This is a genomic window from Hydrogenobaculum acidophilum (assembly GCF_054656715.1).
In genome coordinates this window covers 53,368-60,142 of the sequence record NZ_BAAHXP010000010.1, presented here as the reverse complement: position 1 = coordinate 60,142, position 6,775 = coordinate 53,368, and the positions used below count along the sequence as shown (strand labels likewise).

Genomic DNA, 6,775 nt, shown 5'->3' with positions numbered 1-6,775 from the left:
CCCAAGTTGGTAGTAAATTTGGTTTTTATTTTCTATTTCATTATTTTTTTGTATAACTGGTTTATTTATTTGATTTTTGTTTAATAGAGTATTTTTGTATACTAGAGTTTTAGAAACTGTAAGTTGTTTTGTATTTTCTGTAACTTTTGTCGTTCTTGTGTTTCGTGGTATACTTGTAGGCCGTGGTATACTTGTGGAGCGTGGCAGATTTGTAGCGAAGCCTATATTTTGACTGGTGGAGTTGTTGTATTTATCTATATATTCTAATGTGATTAATTCTTTTGAAAGTTCTATGGCTTTGTTTTTATATTTTTGAGGTATATCATCTTTAAATAGTATTTTTTGTATTAATTTTGAGGCTTTTTTAAAATTTCTTGCTTCTGTATAACATTTTGCTTTTAAAAGCAACATATCTGGATAACTCTCAGCTCCTATGTTGGTTTTTTGACTATCTAAAAGGTACTCTACTTTTTCTTCTATTTTTTTGTTGTTACACATATTGTTGTCTACGTATGCTCTTGCCAAATCAAACTTTGCTACGTTGAAATCTCTATCATACAAAATGGCTAAGTTTAGATTTTTTATATAGTCTTTTGTATCGTTTCTTAATTTGTATATGTTTGCCAGTTGATAGTAAGCTTGTGGTCTTAAGCTACAATAATCGTTTTCTATACATATATTCAATGTGTTGATAGCATCTTCAACTTTGTTGTTGGCTTGTAATATTATAGCTTTATCTAATATAGCTTGGTAGTAATCAGGTTTTATATTTATTGCCTTGTCTATGTTTTTTATGGCTTTTTTGTAATTACCTACGTTTGCATAAGCAAGGGCTAGTTTATCGTAAGCTTTATAGTTGTATTGGTCTTTTAGTATGGCCTTCTTAAAATTTGCTATGGCAGCTGCGTAGTTTCCAGCGGTTAAACTGGCCATACCTATGTTGTAATAGTATTCTGAATTTTTGTTAGACAACTCTTCTATGTTGTGAGTATTTTGGGCACAAGAGTATAGGCTTAAAAAACCTAGCAAAAAAGCAAAGATAATATAAAAACTTCTATAATGTTTCATTTAATATATTATAACATTTATAAACTATTGGTTACTTTGACATTAAAGATGTCTCCATAACTTTCCTTAACGCTTGCATGGAAGAGCGTATTAGCACTATGTAATCGTTTATAAGTTTTTGAGCTTTTTCTATATCTCCAGCGGCGAATTCCTTTATTTGTACAGACATATCACCCATAGCAAGACTTTCCAGTGTATTTTTTATATCGTTTATAATTAAATTTAGTTTTTCCAACGATTTGTTCATATTTTCAACGATATCTTTCAAATCCCCTTCTAAATTTGTAGAGTCTATCCTTACACTTAAATTTCCCTTTGCCACCTCTGATAACGTATCGTTTATATCGTGGAAAACGTTGTCAAACTTTGACAAAGACTCATTTATAACCCTTGCCATATTTTTTAAATCACCATCAAGCTCTGATTCGTTTACCCTTTCTTTAAAGTTTCCTTTAGCTATATTCTTTATGACTTTTTCTATTTCATTCATAGACAAATCAACTTCGTTTAACATCCTAGATAGTGAGTCTAGTATATCGCCAAATTCTCCTTTTAGTTCTGGTTTACTGGTTTTCAAATAATCAAACCTCATAGACTTTGTAATATTTTGTATAACGTTTATTAGTTTGTTTATATTTGATTGGATATCTTTTTCTACAAAGAATGTGGCTATAGCCACCAAAAGGGCCATTAAAGAAGATATCATTAATTTTATACCAACTGAGTTTATGTAGTTTATAGTTTCTGACTCTTTTTGTTTAAAAGTAAGTTTAGAATTTTCTAACACTTTGTTAAAACCTTTTCTAAAAGGTTGCCATACAGTGGTTTGATATTTTATGCTATCTTGCATATATTGTTGTTGATTTTGAGAGTTTATGTTATTTACAGCATCTAAGGTATGTGCTATAAACTTATCTAATAAATTTCTTAAATTTTGGTCTTTTATAATAGTTTCATGAGATTTTACATATTTCAAAGCTGGAAAGTACATGTTGTTTCTTGCAAAATTGTTGGACGGATCTATAAGTATGGTAGAGTATGTATTTTTTAATGTAAGTATCTCTTCAAACAATTTGTGTAAGTTTTCATTTTGATGGTAAGCTTTGTCTAAAGAAATGATTTTGTTTTCTATATGTTTACCTGTAAAGTATAGAGAGATTTGGGCTACGCTTGCTCCCACAAAGATGAAAAATATTATACTCCATAGCTTAGCTTTTATGCTCATAGAACCTCCTTGTATTTAAGTTTACACGTAAAATATTGTTTTATTCATATATTTTATTTTGAAAATTATAAGATATGATTATATTAATATATTTTAATATCTATTGTCTTTCTTATAATTGATTTAAAATCGTATCTTTCTTTTAAATCGTATACTTGTTGGTCTATATTATTTATATTAAAGTCTTTTTTAAGCAATGTTTTTGCGCTTTTAACAACATCGTTGTAAAATTCATCATCTTCCATGTAAGAGGGAAAATCTATTGTAAATTCTACAATGGTGTTGAAAAGCTCATTGTTTATAGTCTCTAAATCTATGTCGTTTCTTAGAGTCATTATTATATGTCCTTCAAAACTCTCTAATATGGCTTTTAATTTTCCAGCATCTTCTATGTTGTCTATATCCTTTAATATTAACACATCTAAAAAGCTTATGTCTTCGTAAGATGGTGTTTCAAAGGTATTTAGGTCTACAACCCCTAATATGCCTTTTTGGGTTTCTTTTATAAAGTTTACAAGATTCTCTATTTTTAACATTGTATAAGCCTTATCTTCATATCTTACACAAATTCGTTTTAGTTTTGTAAGCGTTTGTGTGAATATAGTGTAAAAATCTTGGAGGGGTTTTGGTATTTCTGATTTTTCCTTCTCTTTTGCATTTTCACCCTCTATGTTTGGGCTGTAGTTTATTTTTGGTATAGAAGTGCTTATCTCTTTTGACATTCCTAAATCTCTTATAGTTAGATTTGCGTCGTTGATAGCATTTTTTAAAAAGCTGGAAAATTTTACACCATCTATACCAAACCTGCTTAACCTATTTAGCATTATAAACCCAGCATTTTCGTCGTTTTGTAGTATAAACTTTACACCAAGTATAGAAAGGTGTATTGTAAAAGATAAGTTTATAGCTTGTTTTGATATTGGTAATTTTTTGATGGTGTTATATTTGTAGTATGGTGCGTAAGATGAGTATCCTATAACTATACTTTTAATAAAATCCTCAAAACCGTAAAACACCTTTTCAAAGTAAGTGGCATTTAAGCTTATCATGTCTTTTCCAAACATATCTTTTTCAAACACTCTAGATATGTATGAGTATAATTTTGATGGGTCTTTTACGATATTTAGTATCTTGCTTTTGATATCAATATGGTTGTTTTTATTTAAAAAGTCTATTATAATAAGAAGCCCATCTATCATAGATAACATGAGAAGGTCGTAAAATCTACTTTTTTGGGTGCAGGCTATTTGACATATGTTGTCAAACATTGCTGTTTGAAGGATGAGTATTTGCTCTATTTCTGTTAGTTCTTTTAGCCCATCTTTATATTCTGTTATAGCTTCTTTTGATATAGCTTTTAATGTAAAATCTCTTATCCTTGAGAGTCCAAGCCTTATAATGGCAGATTTTATATCTTTTATATCTATGCCTTTGTTTGAATAAGCGTTGTTGGCTATTTTTAATATATCTTCTTCCAATGTTGGCATGTTTCTTATAAGTGCATATATTTTGTCTACGTTGGTATTTTCATCGGTAAGCTCCATTATTATAGGCATTACTCCTTTGACAAAATCATGGGCTTCAAAATCTTCTATAGCATCAATTTCTATCCTGAATTTTTGTTCTTTTTTTACGCGAGTTGGTTTTTTGTATAGTTTTATAGCTTTTTGTAGCGTATCTTTTGATATGGGGTTCTCAAAAAGAAGCCCTACACAGTTGTTGTTTGGATTTAAATTGTCTAATACCACTTTTGCTTTTACCTCTTCTTGTAGTATGCTTATGGAAAAGTCTTTGTTTTCTAAAAGCGTTTTAATCGTATCTTGATTTGGTACTTCTAGAAGAGCTCCTTCGTAGGATATGTTTTTTATGATACCGTAAGTAGTTTATATATGTGTATAAAATCTAAGATGTTTTCTTTTATTCAATGTTTTTGTTAAGGGGCTTTTAAAAGCCCCTTAGATTTTTACCAAGTTACTACTTTACCTGCCATCCCTAAGCTTGGTAGCGCCGCGGTCGGCGTTAGTAGTGGGAAATCGTAGGCCAAATCTTCTTCTTTCATGCCGTTTAAATCTAAAGATTGTTTGCAAGCTATCATCTGTACGCCGTTTTGACGGGCTAAGTTGATAAAGTAAGATATAGGTTGTCCACCTTCCATAGGATATGTGTTTTCAGCTACGCCCTTTTTAAGAAGCTGCGTGGAAGGCCCAGTGAAATACATAACTACATTCATGTCTTCGGCAGCAGCAGTTGAGGCTAAGAAAAATGCAGATGGCAACCTCGCCGGGTTTTCTGGACCAGTTAGAAGTATCACCACCAAATCGGGAGCTTTTTGTTCCATAGACTTCCTCCTTTTAAGGATATTACAATAACATAATAAAATTAATTTTGTATACTGTCAATAAGATTTTCTTATAAGATATTTTGTGAGTTTTTACCTTTGCAATATCTTGTCAAAAAATGGGATATCTTCTGGGTACGTAAGCTTTATATTCCAATAAGAGGATTCTACTATACCAACACTATATCCATAACACTCTAACAGATACGCATCGTCGGTGGCTTTTATACCATCCTCTATCGCTTTTTCATGGCAGTATTTGATAACATCTGTTTTAAAACATTGAGGTGTCTGAGCCAACCAAACGTTATCCCTTTGAATAGTTTTTAAAATTCCGTTTTCTAGTTTTTTTATAGTATCTCTTGCTTTTGCTGCTGCTATCTTTCCGTCGTAGTTTTCCAAATCCATTACTTTTTTAAACACTTCTCTACTGGCAAATGGTCTTGCGCTATCGTGAATTACCACTATATCATCTTTTACCATCTCCAGTGCAAATCTTACGGAATCCTGTCTTTCTTTACCACCGTATATAAACCTTGCTCCAAACTTATGGGCATCGTATAAAATATTTGGCTCCACATCTTGAGGGACCGTCATTATTATCTCGCTAAAAAGATCTGCTACCTTTCTAAGGGTAAAAGCGTAAAGAGGTATATCTTTAAACTTTATAAACTGTTTTTTTATACCGGCTCTTTTGCCTACGCCAGCTGCCAAAAGTATCAAAGACGGCATCTATTCTTCTTTTTTTAAGTTTATAAATTCTACCATTTGATCCTTTGGTATTTGCTCTAATATTGGTATAAGCTCTTCTTTTGTATCCACTACAAACCCGCACCAAACCATGTTTTTCACTTCAGACTCAAGTACCTCTCTTAAAAGCCTATCTAAGAATTTCTTTTTTGACTCTTCATTTTCTTTGTCTAGCTCAAACTCCAACACTTCCGCTAACTCTGGGTCAAAATCCTCCAAATTGTCTTTTGGACTAAACACCACATACACTTTTAGTGGGTTTTTCCCTATCTTTTCAAGCTCTTCATACTTTTTGTCTATAAGCTCTTTTACTTTGTGTCTTACGCTCATAATCCTTCTCCTATGTATTCAGCCTTTGAAGTTTTGGTTTCCCAAACAATTACTTTGTATATATTTACTTCGTTTAAAAGCCCAGCTTTTTCAAATTTTTCTTTTGTATAATTATATATATATTTTGCTAGTGCTTCTGCCGTGGGGCAAAAATCCACCACCGTGAGTTTTAATCCGTATTCTTGATTTAGCTTGTTAAAAGCCTCAAAAAGTGGATCGTTTTTATCTATGATAAAGCTATGGTCGAATTGTTCTATGAGTGGGTTTAGTGCGCTTTTAAGATGATGGAAATCCATCACCATGTCTTGGTTGTCAAGTACATTTGATGATAACACCACCTCTATTTCGTAGCTATGCCCATGAAGGTTTATGCATTTGTTTTCTTGACAATCAGAGCCTAAATTTGAGCCTCTTGAACATGTTAGATTTTGTTTCCAAACCCTGTGTCCAGCTTCAAATCTAAAGGTTTTTGATATATACCACATTTACCACACCACCACGTTTTTAGCTTTTAGTATGAGTTTTGCTATGTCTTCCCAGCTAAGTAAAAATTCTTCTTGAACCTTTAGTCCTCTTGCAGATACGTCTTCTTTACATAGATACCAGTTTTTGTTTGGTGCTCTTAAGACTGCATCTTGTATAAGTATTACGATGTCGTTTTCAGAAGGTAGGCTACTTTTGAAATCTCCAAACTTTCTTACAAGCCAAACGGTGTTTGGGTTTTCTACCATACAAGCACCGCCTTTGATTTTAATATAATATCTTTTACTTCTTCAGAGGATATAATTTTTGGCTCTATTATAAACTCAAAAGCCTTCAAACCTCTTGATTCTATACAAGAGCTCTCGGCATAAAAGCTTACGTTTAACATACCCATCTGCTCTATCATTTTTTCAAAACTTGCTATACCAAGAGCTTCTGGGCGCCATTTTGTTATAGCGTAGATACCATCGCCTGTGAATACAACGTTTGTATCGTTTGTGATACCGCTTGCAGCGGCTAGTCTTAAGCCTTCGTGCGCTTTCCAAGAAAAGGGCTCTGATTTAAGTATAAAACTTATCATA

At 32.1% G+C, this 6,775-nt stretch carries 9 protein-coding genes; all 9 read right to left on the bottom strand.

What is annotated here, in order from left to right; all coding sequences use genetic code 11:
- Positions 1-1,068, bottom strand: a 1,068-nt coding sequence (locus ACYQZV_RS06385; protein ID WP_459894115.1) for a tetratricopeptide repeat protein, incomplete at its 3' end; no start/stop codon positions are given.
- Positions 1,069-1,099: 31 nt separating this feature from the next.
- The gene (locus ACYQZV_RS06380) at positions 1,100-2,293 is read right to left on the bottom strand and encodes a methyl-accepting chemotaxis protein (RefSeq protein WP_459894113.1); all 1,194 of its coding nucleotides are present in this window, start codon (positions 2,291-2,293) and stop codon (positions 1,100-1,102) included.
- Between the two features lie 83 nt (positions 2,294-2,376).
- The gene (locus tag ACYQZV_RS06375) at positions 2,377-4,041 is read right to left on the bottom strand and encodes an HDOD domain-containing protein (protein WP_459894112.1); all 1,665 of its coding nucleotides are present in this window, start codon (positions 4,039-4,041) and stop codon (positions 2,377-2,379) included.
- A 215-nt stretch (positions 4,042-4,256) separates the two neighbouring features.
- On the bottom strand, positions 4,257-4,631 hold the full coding sequence (locus ACYQZV_RS06370; protein ID WP_459894110.1) for a DsrE family protein: 375 nt from the start codon (positions 4,629-4,631) through the stop codon (positions 4,257-4,259).
- Between the two features lie 93 nt (positions 4,632-4,724).
- A complete protein-coding gene (gene ispD, locus ACYQZV_RS06365; RefSeq protein ID WP_459894109.1) occupies positions 4,725-5,363 on the bottom strand; it encodes a 2-C-methyl-D-erythritol 4-phosphate cytidylyltransferase in 639 nt (212 codons plus the stop codon).
- Positions 5,364-5,711, bottom strand: coding sequence for a hypothetical protein (locus ACYQZV_RS06360; protein WP_459894108.1), 348 nt, complete (start codon positions 5,709-5,711; stop codon positions 5,364-5,366).
- Positions 5,708-6,196 carry a 6-pyruvoyl trahydropterin synthase family protein gene (locus ACYQZV_RS06355; protein WP_459894107.1) on the bottom strand — a complete coding sequence of 163 codons (489 nt, stop codon included), beginning with the start codon at positions 6,194-6,196 and terminating at the stop codon, positions 5,708-5,710. The genes ACYQZV_RS06360 and ACYQZV_RS06355 overlap by 4 nt, the downstream gene beginning before the upstream one ends.
- Positions 6,197-6,442: a sulfurtransferase TusB gene (locus tag ACYQZV_RS06350; protein ID WP_459894106.1), complete on the bottom strand. Its 246-nt coding sequence runs from the start codon at positions 6,440-6,442 to the stop codon at positions 6,197-6,199.
- Positions 6,436-6,774: a DsrE family protein gene (locus tag ACYQZV_RS06345; protein ID WP_459894105.1), complete on the bottom strand. Its 339-nt coding sequence runs from the start codon at positions 6,772-6,774 to the stop codon at positions 6,436-6,438. The genes ACYQZV_RS06350 and ACYQZV_RS06345 overlap by 7 nt, the downstream gene beginning before the upstream one ends.
- Position 6,775 lies beyond the last annotated feature (1 nt).

Bases quoted from the DNA above. Each gene is read 5' to 3' on its own strand.
- ACYQZV_RS06380 (WP_459894113.1), bottom strand. From the start codon at position 2,293: ATGAGCATAAAAGCTAAGCTATGGAGTATAATATTTTTCATCTTTGTG.
- ACYQZV_RS06370 (WP_459894110.1), bottom strand. From the start codon at position 4,631: ATGGAACAAAAAGCTCCCGATTTGGTGGTGATACTTCTAACTGGTCCA.
- ispD (WP_459894109.1), bottom strand. From the start codon at position 5,363: ATGCCGTCTTTGATACTTTTGGCAGCTGGCGTAGGCAAAAGAGCCGGT.
- ACYQZV_RS06360 (WP_459894108.1), bottom strand. From the start codon at position 5,711: ATGAGCGTAAGACACAAAGTAAAAGAGCTTATAGACAAAAAGTATGAA.
- ACYQZV_RS06355 (WP_459894107.1), bottom strand. From the start codon at position 6,196: ATGTGGTATATATCAAAAACCTTTAGATTTGAAGCTGGACACAGGGTT.
- ACYQZV_RS06350 (WP_459894106.1), bottom strand. From the start codon at position 6,442: ATGGTAGAAAACCCAAACACCGTTTGGCTTGTAAGAAAGTTTGGAGAT.
- ACYQZV_RS06345 (WP_459894105.1), bottom strand. From the start codon at position 6,774: ATGATAAGTTTTATACTTAAATCAGAGCCCTTTTCTTGGAAAGCGCAC.